Source organism: Flavobacterium defluvii (genome assembly GCF_900129555.1).
Lineage (GTDB): Bacteria > Bacteroidota > Bacteroidia > Flavobacteriales > Flavobacteriaceae > Flavobacterium > Flavobacterium defluvii.
This window is the reverse complement of the sequence record NZ_FQWC01000002.1, coordinates 43,398-58,779: the sequence shown is the minus strand read 5'-3', so window position 1 is coordinate 58,779 and position 15,382 is coordinate 43,398. Positions and strand designations below refer to the sequence as shown.

The window sequence follows — 15,382 nt, the reverse complement described above, 5'->3', positions numbered from 1 at the left end:
CTCAAATACTATACAGCCAAAATATATTCAACTAAACCGATTTCGTGCTGCAAATCCATTTTTTTACGCAAACGATACCTTTTTATCTCAACACTTCTAACCGAAATATTAAACATAGGAGCAATCTCTTTTGAAGATAGATTTAATCGAAGATAAGCACATAAACGCAGGTCATTTGGAGTTAATGCGGGATGCATTTGTTTAATTCTTTTTAAGAAATCCTTATCGGCATTGTCAAAAGCTTCTTTAAATACATTCCAAGAATCTTCCTCGGTAATGTTTTTATTGATGGTGCTAATTACAGATTTAATATTTGAACTGTCGTTTTGGGCTGTTTTCTTTAAATCTTCTTTGATAAAGGCCAATAATTCGTTTTTACTATTCAAACTCATTGTCGAGACTGCAAGTTCACGATTTTTATTATCAACATCCTGAGAAAGCTGCTCATTTCGTAATCGCATTAATTCCTGCTCATTTTCAAGTTCTTTAATTTCTAAGAGAAGATTGTTTTCTTCGATAAGCTTTTCTTTTTGCTTTTGATAATAGTTACGATAAGCTTTATTAATAAAATATCCGAGTGCTATCATTAAAAGTAAATAGATAAAGCATGCCAGATTTGTGAGATACCAGGGTTTCAAAACCACAAATGTATAAACGGCTGTATTTGGCAGAATGGTATTGGCATATTTTGCCCTTACTTTAAAAGTATATTTTCCCGGAGGCAGGTTTTTAAAATTTGCCGTTGCTTTTGTACTCCATTCGCTCCATTCGTTTTGAAAACCTTCTAATAAATATTGATATTCTGAATTTATATATTTATTGTATTCTGGAACTGTGTAATTGAGCGTAATGTTATTTTCATCATAACGAAAACTTCCTTCACTTGTAATACCTACATTTTTAAAGTTTTCGTTTTGTTTATTTATGGCGATATCAGTAATAAAAACGCTGTAGTTTTTAAAACTCAAATCATCAATATTTAAAGTATAATAACCATCAGTAGTTCCAATTAAATACGTTGATTTTGAAATTTGTGTAATATTTTCATAACCTAACATTGAATTGGTTAGCGAAGACGGAATCGGAATTATATTCTGTTTTAACTGATTACTTAATTTACTTGCCGAAAAATAATGAATGTAATTTTTAGAAAACAGCCATATTTTATTCGAATTATCAACAATTAATTTTCCCGATGTATATTCATCTTTTTCAAAAATCGAACTTAAAACGGTATCTTTTTCAAATTGTCTGGTTTTAGGATTTAATTTAAAAATTCCGCCTTTGTAAGCGTAATAAATTGAATTATTAAAAGTCGTTAAACTGGCACTGTTTCCTTTTTCTGGAGATTTATACGCATAAAAACCATGTGTTTTTAAAAGAGATTTATCCAGTTTTAATCTAAAAATTCCTTTGTATTCATGACTTACATAAACATCTAGGTTTTTTGTGATTTCGAAATAACGTGAAGAATAATCAAAGCCGTTAATCTTATTTATAAACATCCATTGATTATTTACTTTTTCTAAAACCGAAAGTCCATAATAATTTCCCTGAATTAATTGATTTTTATTTCCCGGAACTAGTTCAAACTTCCAGGTTCCCGAAGCTGAAAAAATATTTCTCGCCGAATCATTTGTTATAATAAAAGTTCCCGAATCATGTCCGCAAAAAAGCGTATTATCATACGTAAACAAAGACCAAACCTGACCTTTTGTCCCGTTTATAAATTTAAATTCAGCATTGCTTTGCGTTGGCTTACAAAACAACCCCTGATTGGTTCCAATGTATAACATTCCGTTAAAAACCGCCGATGCGTAAACCGTTCCCAAAACACCCGTATCATCAGTAAAACTATGTACAGGCGACTGAATATTGATACAGTTAATTCCATTATCAAGACCAACCCACAAATTTTGATCTTTATCTTCAAAAAGAGATAAAGCAGTATTGTTGCTAAGACCTTTACTTTGGGTTAAATGATATTTTAGTTTTCCTTTATCAGACAAAATAAAAACGCCGTTTGAAACTGTTCCCAAAGCAAAACTTCCATCCTGAAGACGCTGTGAGCTGTAAACAAAACTTGATTTTAATTCTGAGTCTACATCAGTAACAACTCTTGCAAGCGAATTTCCAACAAGTTTATAAATTCCGTCCAGCTGTGTCTGAATAAGTAAACCTTCATCGGTAGTTAGTACATTTGCAATCGTAAATTTCTTCAAAATAGGATTATCCGAAACTAATTTTGCTCTTCCGCTTTCAATTTCAAAAAGCCCTTCTTTTGTTGTTTGAAAATATATGGCATTTTTGGTCGCAAATGATTTTACGACACCATTTTTAGGAGCGATAATATTAAATCTTTTGCTTTTTGTATCATAAATATAAATGCGGTTTAAGGATTGAAACAGAATCCATTGGTCATATTTTAAGATATTCCAAAACTGCTCGTCATCCAGAATTTTATTCTTGATTTTATCACTCAGCGAAATATATTTTAATTTTCCATCTTCATTTCTGGTCCAGTAACCAAAATTCATATAACTACCCGTAAAGATTTTATTTCCAATAACTTTTACAGACCGAATAATCGTTTCGTTTGGACCTGGATACAATTGCCAGCTCGTTCCGTTATATTCTAAAAGTCCATCATTATTAGCAAAATATAAATAGTTTTCATCGTCCTGTGATATCATCCAACTTTGATTTCCGGCTCCGTAAACAGACGAAGAATATTTAACAATTGGAGGAAGTTCTTGCGCATACAACAAGAAATTCATTAAAAATAACAAGGTAAATAGTTTGGTTTTCAAGTTTGGTCAGGATTTTAAGGGTACTAAAACAGTTCTAAAATAGCATATTTTATACGGAAACCACAAATTTTTAGTAAAATAAAAGATTGTCATTTTAATTGTTAGAAAATCTATTGCATTATTAAATTGTATCCAGCGGTTGAAACCGCTGGGATACAATTTATATAACATTTCCTCAAAATATTCAAATATAGCCTGTGGTTTCAACCACAGGAAACGTATCGTAATGAAAATTTACAATTAAACCCATCACTCAAAACATGGTAATTCTGTTAAGATTTGGGACAATATCCTTAACAGAACTCTATTTAAAATTGATTACTTTTGTAAAAATTGACTTTTTTTATGCAAATTGATCTTTCTAAATTAGACCCGAAGCAAAATATTATAATAAAAGGCGCACAAGTACATAATTTAAAAAATGTAGATGTAGCCATTCCTCGAAACAAACTTGTTGTTATTACTGGGCTTTCAGGATCAGGAAAATCAAGCTTAGCATTTGACACTTTATATGCCGAAGGACAACGCCGTTATGTAGAAAGTTTATCTTCATACGCACGTCAGTTTTTGGGTCGTTTAGATAAGCCAAAAGTAGAATATATTAAAGGAATTGCGCCTGCTATAGCCATTGAGCAGAAAGTAAACACAACAAACGCACGTTCTACTGTTGGAACTTCGACTGAAATCTACGATTACATCAAACTTTTGTTTGCCAGAATTGGAAGAACCTATTCACCAATTTCAGGACAGGAAGTCAAAAAAAATACTGTTTCTGATGTTATTGCCGATGTAAAAACGCTAGAAATAGATAGTAAATGGCTTCTTCTCTCTCCTATCCATTTAGAAGAAGGACGCCAGCTGGAAGATAAACTAAAAATACTTTTACAACAGGGTTTTGCCCGTATTTTGGTAGATAATGAAATGGTACGTTTAGATGAGTTTTCTCCGGAAAATATTCATCAACTAGACAATAAAGATATTCTCCTTATCATTGACCGTATTGTCGTTAAGGAAGAGGAAGAATTCTACAATCGTCTCGCAGATGCTGTACAAACTGCATTTTTTGAAGGAAAAGGAATTTGTTATTTACAGGAATTAGGTACAAATAAACGTTTTTCATATTCAAACAATTTCGAATTAGACGGCATTACTTTCCTTGAACCAAACGTTCATTTATTTAGCTTTAATAATCCTTACGGTGCTTGTCCGGTTTGCGAAGGTTATGGAAATATTATTGGTATCGATGCTGATTTAGTAGTTCCTAATACTTCATTATCTGTTTTTGAAAGTGCCATTTATCCATGGCGCGGCGACAGTATGAGCTGGTATAAAGACGAATTGGTAAAACATGCTTACAAATTCGATTTCCCAATTCACAAACCTTATTTTGAACTTACAGAAGATCAAAAAGATTTAATCTGGACTGGAAATCAATATTTTCAGGGATTAAATGATTTCTTTAGAGAACTTGAAGAAAAGAATTATAAAATACAAAATCGTGTAATGCTTTCGCGTTACCGCGGAAAAACAAAATGCCACGCCTGCCGCGGAAAACGCTTACGCGAAGAAGCTTCGTATGTTAAAATTGGCGGAAAAACAGTTTCAGATTTAGTTGATCTTCCAATTAGACATTTAGTTACTTTTTTCAAAAATCTTGAACTAAATGTTTACGAACAGCAAATCGCAAAACGTTTAATGGTCGAAATCAATAATCGTTTGTCATTTTTGACCGAAGTTGGTTTAGACTATTTAACCTTAAATAGAAATTCTTCTACGCTTTCAGGAGGAGAATCGCAGCGTATCAATCTTGCTACTTCTTTAGGAAGCAGTTTAGTTGGTTCAATGTACATTCTCGACGAACCAAGTATTGGACTTCATCCAAAAGATTCTGAGCGACTGATAAAAGTACTGCTTTCACTTCGTGATTTAGGAAATACGGTAATTGTTGTAGAACATGACGAAGATATCATGAAAGCGGCCGATATGATTATTGATATTGGTCCTGAAGCCGGAACTTTTGGAGGTCAATTAGTTGCTCAGGGAACTTATCCTGAAATTCTAAAATCTGATTCGCTTACTTCAAAATATCTTAATGGTGATTTAGAAATTTCAGTTCCTAAGAAAAGAAGAAAATTCAAAAATCATATTGATATTATTGGCGCGCGAGAAAATAATCTTAAAAATATTAATGTTACTTTTCCTCTCGATGTTTTAACAGTAGTAACCGGAGTTTCAGGAAGTGGAAAAAGTACCTTGATTAAGAAAATTTTATTTCCGGCGATGCAGAAAAAACTGGAAAATGCTTCAGAAAAAGCGGGGCAGTTCAGTGAACTTTCGGGATCTTTTTCGCAGATAAAACATATCGAATATGTAGATCAAAACCCTATCGGAAGAAGTTCAAGATCGAATCCGGTAACATATATAAAAGCTTATGATGACATTCGTGATTTGTATGCAAAAGAAAAATTATCTAAAATAAGAGGTTATCAGGCAAAACATTTCTCTTTTAATGTTGATGGAGGCAGATGCGAAACTTGTAAAGGAGAAGGTTCTATAAACGTCGAAATGGTATTCATGGCCGATGTTTCTTTACCTTGTGAAACCTGTGGAGGAAAACGTTTTAAAAAAGAAATTCTGGAAGTTACTTTTGATAATCAAAACATCAACGATGTTCTTACAATGACTATTGATGATGCTATTGCTTTTTTTGAAAAGAATAAACAATCAAAAATCACTCAAAAATTACAGCCTTTACAAGATGTTGGTTTAGGTTATGTTCAATTAGGACAATCTTCTTCTACTCTTTCTGGTGGTGAAGCACAGCGTATTAAGTTAGCTTCGTTTTTAGTAAAAGGGGCTACAAAAGATAAAGCTTTATTTGTTTTTGATGAACCTACAACGGGATTACATTTTCACGATATTAAAAAACTATTGGCTTCTTTTGATGCTTTAATCGAAAAAGGACATTCTATAATTGTTATCGAACATAATTTGGATTTAATAAAATGTGCCGACTGGATTATAGATTTAGGTCCCGAAGGTGGAGAAAACGGCGGACATTTATTAGCTGCCGGAACACCAGAAGATGTCGTAAAAATAAAAGAATCCGTTACAGGAATTTATTTGAAAGAGAAACTATAAAAATTGAGTTGAAAATATTTCAAAAAAAAATAGCCATAAATTACAAACTTCAAGAATGTAATTTATGGCTAAAATATTTTAAGTGAAAAAGTTTATGCAACTAAACATTTTTCTTCAAAAGGAAAACCATCTTCGTCAATGGCTACTAACACCTTTTTTTGTTTGGATGCCTCGAACGTTAAATACAGCCAGGCGAATGACCATAATCCGAGGGTTAAACAAAAAATCATGAAATTTAAACTGTGGTTAACTACTTTTCCCCCTTTAGAAAGGACCGCAAAAAGTAATTCATCATTTCTCTCTTCTAGTGTAAATCCGTTATGTACCTTATTAGATATCATATTAGAAAACACCTGTACACTTTGTTCCTGACTTAGCTTACTGCTTTTCATAATCATTTGTTTGGTTTTGTCTGCATGTGATACTTTAAATTTAACAATTGGGATAGCGAGTTTAATTTGAAATGACATTAAGACATCAATTTATTGCACTTTCGTGAATATTTTTCAGACTGTCAATGAAGAGATGTAATAAAAATCTACATAAAATTAAATTTAATTAATTACATTACAAAACAAATGAAAGAAAAATTTTAAGATTCCTTTCACATTTTCCAAATATTAAAAAAAGCCTAGCTTTTATTCTTGATATTAAAAAAAGGCGGTTCGTAATCGCTTTTTAGATAATTTTCAGGTATTGTTGTTGTATTTCCGTCTCTTAGAGCGTTATAATGCGGAGACATAATCTCGATTCCGGCAGCATTAAACGAATCCTGAATATTTTGATGAAGTGAAGAATAAATCCTTGGCTGTTTATTAGGTTCTTTTGTATAGACATTGATTTGATACGAAACATAAAAATCATCTAAGCTTGTTTGAAGCACAAATGGCACTGGTGTTTTTTCCGTCAATTCAGTATTTAAAGCTGCGTCTATTAAAGCATTGTGAATATCTTTCCACGGAACGTCATAACCAATCGTTACGGTGGTATGAATTAACAAACCATCTTTAGACTGCTGTGCATTTGCAGAAAAATTGGTTGAGGTACTCGAAAGTATAGTTGCATTTGGAATCGTAATATCTTCAAATTTTGTTGTTCTTATTCTGGTTACCAATGCTGTTTTCTCGATTACTTCTCCGCTTACATCACCAATTTTAATAAAATCACCAATTTTAAACGGACGCATATAGGTGATAACCAAACCTGCAACCATATTGGCAATCGCATTTGAAGAACCTAATGAAAATAAAATTCCAACGAATACTGAAACTCCTTTAAAAATATCAGAATCTGATCCTGGCAGATACGGAAAAATAATGACCAGCATAAAAGCATATGCCAAAAACCTAATTATATTAAATGTCGGCTTTGCCCAATCACTGTAAAAACCATCCACTTTTATGTTTTCTTTATTGATTTCGTCAACAAAAAACTTAACTATTTTAAGTGAATATCTGAAAATTAAAATAATAACAATGATTGTAAAAAGGTTGGGCAGAAAATCAACAAATCCAAAAAAGGCCGCTTTTATTGGAGTTAGTGTCCATTTTAATATTGTTGCCGTGTAAGCCTGAGTTGCCGGAAAAATATTAAAAAGCAGCGGAAGCGTTAAATAGGTCAGTAAAATAAATGCAATTATTTTTAAGATGTCAATAACTCGTGTTGTTACATATTCCTGCTTTTCAGGAGTTAAAATATTGATGTTATTATATTTAAATCCTTTAAAAAATGTTTCTCTTCTTATTGAAAAATAGGATTTTATTTTGTTGAAAACTTTAGATACTAAAAATAAAACAAGGCTTAATATCAGAATCAATAAAGCGGTAAAACCAATTCTTTTTGGTAAAAGTGAATGGTTTTGGTTTTGATATATAACCGCATTTCTAATTACTTTAAAATTACGTTTTACAATCTCATCAGCTGTCTTATTTTCAGCTTTTGCATCAGATTGTAATACTGACATAAGAATGAAATCATTTTTATAGACAATATCAAAACTTATATCAGATGGAACTATTTTTAAGGAATCTGGTCTAAAAATATCATCTTCATAAAGGGATTTTATTTTTGCAGTAATTGCTTTTGCACGATTCTCAGCAGAAAAAGATCCAACATTATTATACACATAGAAAAGTGTGTCTTTAAAAGGAGTTACCGGAAAACCTTTTGGCTTTAGTTTAACTTCGCTTTTTTCAGGATTTTTATTTTTCTGGTTTTGTGCAGAAGAAATAAAATACATTGAACTAACAAAAAACACCAACAAACAAAGTAATTTATTTTTCATATTCAATTAGAAATAAGTTAGTTATACTTCTAACAAATATAAAAACAAATTAGATTGGAAATTAAATTACTTCTTTGCTTATCTTAAATTTTAATTCCGATTTTTCTAAGAACAGCATCGATAACTTTATTAATATCCGGAGAAATATTAAACTTATAATTTAGATAAACATAAAGAATAGTTACTAAAATAGATTTTAAAGCTATGCTTATGAGCTGGAAAAAAGGAAATTCCCAAAAATAAAATGCCAGGAATAAAACAAAAGTAAGCAGCATTGATGAAAGCGTTTCTTTTGTAAATGGGTACAAATGAAGCTTTTTTACAACAAAAAGCAGCTTGGCTAAACTGTACAAGGTAATAGATAATAACGTAGCAAAAGCTGATCCGAAAATTCCAAAAATCGGAATAAATATCATGTTTAGAATTACTGTTAAAACAACCAGCATTAATCCTAAATACAATACCATTCGGTAATATTTGGTATTAAAAATGATCGCATTGTTGTTTCCTAAAATTAAATCAAAATATTTAGATAAACCAATCATAAACACAACCGCAATACCACCGCTGTATTCTTTTGGAACCAATTCGTATAATTGATTAATATTTACAAAAATGCAAAGCATTACAAAACCACCTACAATCTGCAGGTTTATAGAAGTCTTTTTATAAAGATCGTTCAATTCATCATGCTTGTTTTCGTGCATTAATTTGGCCGTAATAGGATACACAATTTGATGCATCGCCCGACTAGGAACCGAAATTACCAGAGCAATATAAGTAGCAACAGAATAGAATGCAATATTCTCAATCTGCATATATTGGTTTAATATCATTTTATCCCCATCCAAAAGCAAATTGGCAACACTTCCTGATAATATAATGTAAAAAGTATATATCAATATATCTTTTGTATTTGCTGGTATTGTAAACTGAAATGTTGGTTTCTGAATACTAAATGCATATAACATTGTTATTAAAAATGCTAAAAAATATAGACCTGCAGTTGCATACACAAATCCTTCTACACTTAGCCAATCGTAGTAAACACCTATTAATAGAAATAATGAAAACAATCGTAAACCTACTTCTTTTACAAAGTTGCCAAAAACAGAATACATATTTACTCGCAGCCAGGCATAAAAAATTTCAAAATAGGCCATACACAATCCTATAAATGGTATTAGCCATATATAACTTTTTACAATTGCATTCTTTTTTGATACAAAAAATAAAATCTCGTCATAAAAGACAAGACCAATCAGTAAAAGGGGTATAATTAGGAATAACGGAAATAAAACAGTAAAAGATAAAAAACGGGATTTTTCTTCTTCTGTCTGGTATTGCGAATAAAATTTAACCAATGTATTTTGCATACCAATGGCAAATAATGGCATAATTACATTGGCGGCAGATGTTATATAATTCGTTAAACCATAATAAGTTGCACCCAGAAAAAATGGGTACAAATAAAGTGTGTTTATGGCTCCTATTGCGAAACCTATATACGTAATAACAGTATTTTTAAAAGACTGGTTTAAAACAATACCCATTTTTTTATTTTAGATTGTAGAGTTCAGATTTTTTTATTGGATTATCGATTTTAATCTTACTCCTGAATCAATTGTGCTAATTGTTTCGTTAGGTTTTTTCTTGAATATTGCTGTAAACCAACACCATTAGCTTGTAAATTTCCTTCCAAAAATTGATTATAAAAGCCCAAAATTACACTTTTTAACTTCGCTTTTTCTGAATAATCAAAAAATACGCCTGTATTGGTTTCTTTTATTATATCGGCAAAATCAGAACCTTGTGGCCCAATCGCTATTATTGGTCGATTTGAAACCATATATTCAAACAATTTTCCGGGAATGATACTTTTAGTATCTTCTGAATTGATTTCTATTAAAAGCAAAACCTGAGACTTTTTTTGATGTGCAATTGCCTCGTTATGCGAAACGTACCCTAAAAGATTTAAATAATCATTCAGTTTAAATTCGTCTACAGAATCCAAGACTTCCTGACTCACTGCTCCAATTAGTTTAATTTCTAAATGCATTTTAAAATCAGGAATTTCCTGAAGCAGTTCTACCAGACATTCCCATAGAAACTTAGGATTTCTGTCTGATAAAAAAGAACCGATATGAGCAAGTGTGAATTTTGTGTCTAAAGTTTGTTTTTCGACTTTTTCAATATCGTAACCATTTGTAATTACAGAAATTGGTTTATTAGTAATCGCCTGAAATTCTGCTTTTGTAGTTTTACTGGTAACTATAATAGTATCTGTAGAATTAAGAACTGTATACTCTAATTTTTTATGTTTTTTAGCCGCATAATTAGACAAACGCAGTGCTTTATGATACCCAATAGTTGTCCACGGGTCGCGGAAATCGGCAAACCATTTTACATTTAGTTTTTCTTTTAATTTTAAACCTATTAAATGTAAACTATGCGGCGGTCCCGAAGTAACAATAGTATCAATATCATTTTCTTTGATGTATTTCTCAAGATAAGAAACAGAAGGTTTTACCCAAAAAACACGGGCATCTGGAATAAATAAGTTGCCTCGTACCCAAAGAAAAGCTTTATCTAAAAAAGTCTGCTTTTTTTTGTGTGGAAAAATTCCGGAACTGATTTTCTTGGTTTTATTTTTTGAAAAAACAGAAGCCAGTTGATACGGCTCCCAAATTTTATTTTTAAGAACAATTACTTTATCTGATATTTCGCTTACCAAACCTTCGTCAACAATTGGATATGTTGGGTTTTCAGGAACATACACAATCGGCTCAACGCCAAAATCCGGCAGATACTTTGTAAATTTCAACCAGCGCTGTACTCCCGGTCCGCCTGCTGGAGGAAAGTAATACGTTATAATTAAGAGCTTTTTTTGTTCCAAGGAAAATCGTTTATTGTTAAAAAGTGTAAGTTTATTTCAAAGCAAATCTATTATAAACTTTATATATGATATAAATTAAAAGTAAGATGTTTAAAACTATCCAAAAATTATAAAATCCCCAGACAATTTTATATTCCGTTTTCATGCTCGAAAAGCTAAAATATTCTCCTTGACTTTCATTATAAAAGTCATCATATCCCATTATAAAAATTCCACAGAAAATAAATACTGCTAAGTCTAAAAAGATAAAAAGAACAACTTTAATAATCTTCAATAACATTTCTTATCTGAGACTGATTACTGCAACTGATTACTAAACAATCTCTTTCTTTCAAAATAAATTCCACCCGCCAAAAGCAACAGCATTCCAATAGAACTAATTAAATTGATTGTCCCTCCAGTTTTAATAATCTGAGGTTCAAACTTAAATTCGATTTTATGTTTTCCGCCCGGAATTTCCATCGCTCTTAAAACATAATCAACAGGAAAATGATCTGTCAATTTACCATCAATATAAGCGTTCCAGCCATTTTTATAATAAATTTCCGAGAAAACTGCTAAGCCGTCTTTTGCATTATCAGATTCGTATTTAATATAATTTGGCTTGTATTGAACAACTTTAATAGTGCCGGTTGTATCCCATTGTTTTTTCATGCGTGCATTTTGAAATTTACTTTCATGTTCATGAACATTAAAAACAGCTACTTTTTTAGTATCAATATGATCCAACGCTTTCATTACATCATCTGGTTTATTCACCAATTTTACTGTGCTTACAAACCATGCATTTCCATTTGCATCTGGATTAATTGTTGGTATAGGCGCGCCTGTCGTATCTCTCTGAATTACATACTTAACATTTAACATATTAAGTATTTCAAGATTCATTGGTTTGGTTTTATTTGCGATTTGATAATCAAATAATTGTTGCATTCTTCTTGGTTTTGCAGCATGATACCCCCCAATAGAATGGTGAAAATACGAAGCTGTTGCGCTTGACATGTTTCCATCCATATCGAAAACTCTGTAATGAGTTGTGTCTTCTAAAATTTTAGCATCTGCCGGCGTTTCCTGAAAAGGAGCAGCAATCTGAACCGGACTGACAAAATCTTTTGCAGATACATATTTTTTATCTACAAAAAACAAATCAAAAATCATCAAAAGCGCAACAATTACCAAAGTTGTGGTTTGTGAAAATTTATTTTTTATAAATAACCATAAAACTCCAAATGTCACTATGATGAAGAAACCTGAACGAAGTAAATCTGCAGAATATAAAGACATTCTGTCTTCTCTAAGAGCATCAACAAATGCTGCACCGTAGTTTTTTAAAAAATAATTATCATTACTTCCTGAAAAGTGGAAAGAACCTTTTGCAATTATTAAAATTGCGATAACTCCCAATCCAAAAACTCCTGTTTGAATAAGTGCTTTTTGTTGTAGTTTCGGCTCTTCTTTTGCTTTAAAAAACGATTGAATTCCCATAACAGCAAGGACAGGAAAACATAATTCTAAAATTACCTGAATTGATGATACTGCTCTAAATTTATCGTACATAGGTACGTAATCGATAAAAAAGTCCGTTAATAACGAGAAATTTTTTCCCCATGAAAGTATTAACGAAAATAATGCCCCTGAAAGAAAAACATATTTAATTTTTCGATCATCAATAAATAAAGCCAAAACTGCCAGAAAAAACACAACAATACCAATATATGCAGGCGCAGCTACAATAGGCTGATCTCCCCAATACGTTGGTACTCCTGACGCATATTCAGCAGCTTGAGACGGAGAAGCTCCCTGCTCAATAGCAAAAGAATACATACGGCTATCAGGCCCAAGGTTTTCATGATTAGAACCTCCAAAAAGCCTAGGAGCGATAAGATTGAAACTTTCTGCAATTCCATAGCTGTATTCTGTAATATACTCTCGGCTTAAAGCGTTTTCATTTTCTTTTTTAGTCCCGTCAGGATTAAAAGTTAATTCACTGTTACTGCGCGTACTAAATTTAGCATATTCGCTTGTTGCCAGCAAATTTCCGGCATTTACTCCAATGGCAAAAATTCCGGCTGCTGCCAATGTTCCAATAGCAGTCAAAAGCGGCTTATATTCTTTATCTTTTATAAAATTGAAAGTAAAATAACCTGAAAGTATCAATAAGAAAATCAATAAATAATAGGTCATTTGAAAGTGGTTAGCATTAACTTCTAATGCAACCGCAAACATCGTGAGTAAACCTCCCCAAATATATTTTTTCTGAAAAACGAGTATAAAACCGGCAATAACAAGCGGCATATAAGCAATTGCATGTGCTTTTGCATTATGACCAACACCAAGAATAATGATCAGATAAGTAGAAAAACCAAACGCAATCGCGCCTATAAAAGCTTTTAAAGGATCTGTTTTAAGAACTAATAACAAACCATAAAAACCTAAGAAATATAGAAATAAATAATCTGCCGGGCGTGGTAAAAAACGTAAGACATCATCTATTTTTCCAACAAAATCATTTGGATAGTTTGCCCCTAATTGATAAGTCGGCATGCCGCCAAAAGCAGAATTTGTCCAGTATGGCTCTGAATGTTCAGCAGCTCTAAAGTCATTTTGCTCTTTGGCCATTCCGGTATATTGTGCAATATCTGACTGGAAAATTTGTTTTCCCTGCAGAACCGGATAAAAATAAATTAATGAAACGAGAATAAAGCCCAAGATTACAAGGGCGTGCGGATAAAATTTATTTACTATTTTCAATTTTGGCTGGTTTGGTTAAATGATGAATCCTCCTTTAGTTTTAGGATGCAAACTTAATCTATTTCTTCGTAATCAACATAATCACCTACTTTTTTGGTTTCGCGTGATTTTTTAGCATTTGTAGTATCTATGATTATTTCGTCGTTGTTGTTATTACGAGTTTTTTGCCATGTATCCTGGCTGTATTGCTGTTGTTGTTTCTGAAAATTTTCTCCTGCTTTCTCAACCGCTTTTTTAACCAAAACAGGCAAAAAGATTTGAGCTAAAAATTTAAAAATATAATAAAACGCAATAATCCACATTATCGTTTTAAACAAATTTGTAAAAGATGCTTCTTGCATGATCATATAATTTTTTTCCAAAATTAGTAAATCCGTTGTTTAAAAATAAAATATGAATCTTAAATAAATAATAAAATATGTACATTTGAAATACGTTATAGCTTTTTAATCAAAAAATACATTTATGTTGAAAATTAAAAACTTACTCTTTTTATCTCTCTTCTTTGTACCACAAATTTTCTTTGCACAATACACTGATGTGATTAATTCAAACCGTCCGGGAGAAACCATGTCTGCTTATGCAGTTGGAAAATCAGTGATTCAGGGCGAAATTGGTGTTTATGGCATTAAAGAAAAACACGATTTATTAGATTATGACGCTGCTGGTTTTGGAACCGATTTAAGTATTCGATATGGCGCTTTTCTTGAACAGCTTGAATTTATTCTTGATGTTCAATATCAAATGGAAAACTTCGATACGCCATATACAAGCTATAAAAAGAATAATTTTAGACAAACTGTTTTAGGTGCCAAATATCTTATTTATGATCCTTATAAAAACTATAAAGACGAGCCGAATATTTATAGCTACAAGGCCAATCACAGTTTTAAATGGCGCGAATTAATTCCTGCTGTTTCTATATTTGCCGGAGCCAATTTTGTTGGTGCAGATAATCCTTATTATTTTTCTCCAGACGGCGCAATTTCTCCAAAAGTTGCTTTAGTGACCCAAAATTTATTTGGAGGAGGTAGATGGGTTTTTGTAACCAATATTATTGCTGATTATATTGGAACTGATTATCCTAGTTATGGATATATCTTAACTTTGACTCATGGATTTAATGACAAGTGGTCTGGTTTTGTTGAAAATCAAGGCTATAAAAGTGATTTTTACAGCGATGCAATTGTCCGCGGCGGCGCAGCCTATCTCTTATCTCCAAACATGCAGATTGACGCTTCTATAAGTACAAATTTCAAGAATACACCATCTATTTTATATGGCGGATTTGGTTTTTCATGGCGATATGACGGATGGTACAAGGAAAAACAAATCGCTAATAAGAACAAAGACAAAGCGAAGAAAAACTCTGATAATAAGGAAAATATAGATTATCAGGAAAAAGAAAGAAAACGTAAAGCTAAGTATGAGTAAAAGATTTATACGAAAAAACATAAGATAAAGTTTTTTCGTATAGAAAAAATCTTATATTTGAAATTC

Annotated in this window: 9 protein-coding genes; 2 read left to right on the top strand and 7 right to left on the bottom strand. The window is 31.7% G+C overall.

Annotation, left to right across the window (positions count from 1 at the left end):
• Positions 1 to 8: 8 nt before the first annotated feature.
• Positions 9 to 2,810 (bottom strand): triple tyrosine motif-containing protein, encoded by a 2,802-nt coding sequence (locus BUC29_RS04335; protein WP_317043474.1) that lies wholly within the window; start codon positions 2,808 to 2,810, stop codon positions 9 to 11.
• Between the two features lie 345 nt (positions 2,811 to 3,155).
• On the opposite strand from BUC29_RS04335, the gene uvrA reads away from it, so the two are divergent.
• Positions 3,156 to 5,951, top strand: a complete 2,796-nt coding sequence (uvrA, locus tag BUC29_RS04330; protein WP_073413720.1) for an excinuclease ABC subunit UvrA — start codon at positions 3,156 to 3,158, stop codon at positions 5,949 to 5,951.
• A gap of 92 nt (positions 5,952 to 6,043) precedes the next feature.
• Here the strand turns inward: uvrA and BUC29_RS04325 are convergent, their stop codons facing one another.
• From BUC29_RS04325 to BUC29_RS04295, 6 genes are all read right to left on the bottom strand, one after another.
• Positions 6,044 to 6,421, bottom strand: a complete 378-nt coding sequence (locus tag BUC29_RS04325; RefSeq protein WP_244160765.1) for a hypothetical protein — start codon at positions 6,419 to 6,421, stop codon at positions 6,044 to 6,046.
• A gap of 161 nt (positions 6,422 to 6,582) precedes the next feature.
• Positions 6,583 to 8,235: a mechanosensitive ion channel family protein gene (locus tag BUC29_RS04320; protein WP_073413718.1), complete on the bottom strand. Its 1,653-nt coding sequence runs from the start codon at positions 8,233 to 8,235 to the stop codon at positions 6,583 to 6,585.
• An 83-nt stretch (positions 8,236 to 8,318) separates the two neighbouring features.
• Positions 8,319 to 9,788, bottom strand: a complete 1,470-nt coding sequence (locus tag BUC29_RS04315) for a lipopolysaccharide biosynthesis protein (RefSeq protein WP_073413716.1) — start codon at positions 9,786 to 9,788, stop codon at positions 8,319 to 8,321.
• 56 nt (positions 9,789 to 9,844) lie between these two features.
• Positions 9,845 to 11,131 carry a glycosyltransferase family 4 protein gene (locus BUC29_RS04310; RefSeq protein ID WP_073413714.1) on the bottom strand — a complete coding sequence of 429 codons (1,287 nt, stop codon included), beginning with the start codon at positions 11,129 to 11,131 and terminating at the stop codon, positions 9,845 to 9,847.
• Positions 11,132 to 11,428: 297 nt separating this feature from the next.
• Complete coding sequence (locus tag BUC29_RS04300; protein ID WP_073413710.1) at positions 11,429 to 13,882, bottom strand: YfhO family protein; 2,454 nt, start codon at positions 13,880 to 13,882, stop codon at positions 11,429 to 11,431.
• 53 nt (positions 13,883 to 13,935) lie between these two features.
• A complete protein-coding gene (locus tag BUC29_RS04295; RefSeq protein ID WP_073413708.1) occupies positions 13,936 to 14,223 on the bottom strand; it encodes a DUF4834 family protein in 288 nt (95 codons plus the stop codon).
• A gap of 124 nt (positions 14,224 to 14,347) precedes the next feature.
• On the opposite strand from BUC29_RS04295, the gene BUC29_RS04290 reads away from it, so the two are divergent.
• The gene (locus BUC29_RS04290; protein ID WP_073413706.1) at positions 14,348 to 15,316 is read left to right on the top strand and encodes a transporter; all 969 of its coding nucleotides are present in this window, start codon (positions 14,348 to 14,350) and stop codon (positions 15,314 to 15,316) included.
• Positions 15,317 to 15,382: the final 66 nt, after the last annotated feature.